Origin of the sequence: Caballeronia terrestris, assembly GCF_001544515.1 — a bacterium.
GTDB lineage: Bacteria > Pseudomonadota > Gammaproteobacteria > Burkholderiales > Burkholderiaceae > Caballeronia > Caballeronia terrestris.
In genome coordinates, this window is the sequence record NZ_FCOL02000356.1 from 1 (window position 1) to 1631 (window position 1631).

The window sequence follows — 1631 nt, forward strand, 5'->3', positions numbered from 1 at the left end:
AGTCGGACCTGCAAAATTGGGTTTTGTTCGTGGACGCCTCGGGGCGTTCATCAGGTGGCCTTGTACTTTTCGAACTCAGGCAGTTGTAGGAGGTGCGAGCAAGGTTCCTCGCGAGGCGTTGTGGAGGCTGCGCAGCCACTCGAGAACAAAAAACACGGGCGCAAGCCCCAGGCGAACAATAGCGCGCAGCAACCAGCGAAGGTTATAGCCCACCGCGCATAGCACCGCATGTAAGGCGTCGCCGGTTTGCCCTTTGAGCCAGCAACGCTGCATGCCGTGGTCCTGCTTCACATGCCCGATGATCGGTTCTATCGCTTGCCGGCGTTTCAGCCATCGTCGTTGTGTACTGCTTAGCGACTTGTGTTTACCTCGGTGAATCAACTGTACTGGCGCGAGATCGGCATCCACACCGCGATACCCGAGGTCCGCCAGAACGGTCTTCGGCTTTGACACGCCCGGCAGATCCTGAAGCAGGATGGACGTTTGTTCAAGTTGTCCGGACAGAGTATGCCCGTCATAGGGGTTGCCCACAAACGAGCGTGCACCGACAATCAGGCCTTGCTTCTCCGTGATTGCGAGGCTCACCTTGACGCCAAACTCATACGGCTGGCGAGCCTTGCCTTTTGAGATGCACTCCACTTCTGGCGCATGAAGCGCATAGAGCTTGTGCTTATCTTTCGCTCGCTGGCGGCAGATACGCCAGGCGCGCTCAAGCCAGATGCTTAAGGATGCCTGTTGCTCAGTGGATGCGTTCGGTAACTTTCTCTCGATGTCGCGCAGCAATCGTCCGAGGATCGTGCGCTGACGCTTGAGCACCCGGCGCAGTCGCTTGAACTGCTTCGCATGCGCATAGCCACCGGCGCGGCGACGCAATTGTTTCCCCTCTCGCTCGTATGTTTGCTTCAGTGCCAGTCCGGCACGTTGCGCGAGCCTTGCGAGTTTGCCTCGTGCAATCTCCAGCAAACGGCTGTCAGTCGGATAGGCAATCGCTTTTTGTTGGACCGTCGTATCGACAATCACGCGCTCGAACTCGGCCGGCCTCACTGCTTTCATTTCCACGGCCGCTGCAATTGTCGTCGCGAGCAACTCCTCGACACCAGCTTCGCCCAGCGCCTGCCGAAAGCGCACGAGGTTGGTCGGATCGCACGGCATGTGCGGTTGAAAATACTCCTCGCCGCAGAAAAACTGGAAATACACGTCTTGTGCCCAGCGCTCACAAACCGATTCGTCACTTTCGTTGTAGGCGTGCTTCAGATAGAGCAGCCCGACCATCAGCCGGATCGACAGGCGCGGACGTCCGGCAGCGCTAAGGCCCGCACCCGCCAGCTTGGGCGCCGTGCCAAAAAGATCAGTCTCCTCGCTCGTCCGGCCTTCGCGAGCACGTCGCTCGAAGATCGGTGTCAAGGTCGCTTCTATCGACCTCCATGGCATCCGGCTGGCCAGTACCGCCAGCGGATGCCGCAAATCGATCATCGCGTCCAGGCGGCTGCGGAAGAAATCCGGTGTGCTCATCGGCGCTTCTCACTCCCAGAAGATAGGCCCATTTCATATTGAAACTGGGAGTTTCGCAACTGCTTATCTGCACCTATCCGCACGCTGCGCTTGGCTTCGCGCGATTCTGCAAGACCGAC

Annotated in this window: 1 protein-coding gene; it reads right to left on the bottom strand. The window is 58.7% G+C overall.

Features of this window, described 5'->3' with window-relative positions; translation table 11 throughout:
- Positions 1-75 precede the first annotated feature (75 nt).
- Complete coding sequence (locus AWB67_RS37360) at positions 76-1512, bottom strand: IS5 family transposase (protein WP_125477864.1); 1437 nt, start codon at positions 1510-1512, stop codon at positions 76-78.
- Between the last annotated feature and the right edge of the window lie 119 nt (positions 1513-1631).

What these genes read in the sequence shown, in the direction of transcription:
- AWB67_RS37360 (WP_125477864.1), bottom strand. Translation starts at nt 1,512, where the DNA reads ATGAGCACACCGGATTTCTTCCGCAGCCGCCTGGACGCGATGATCGAT.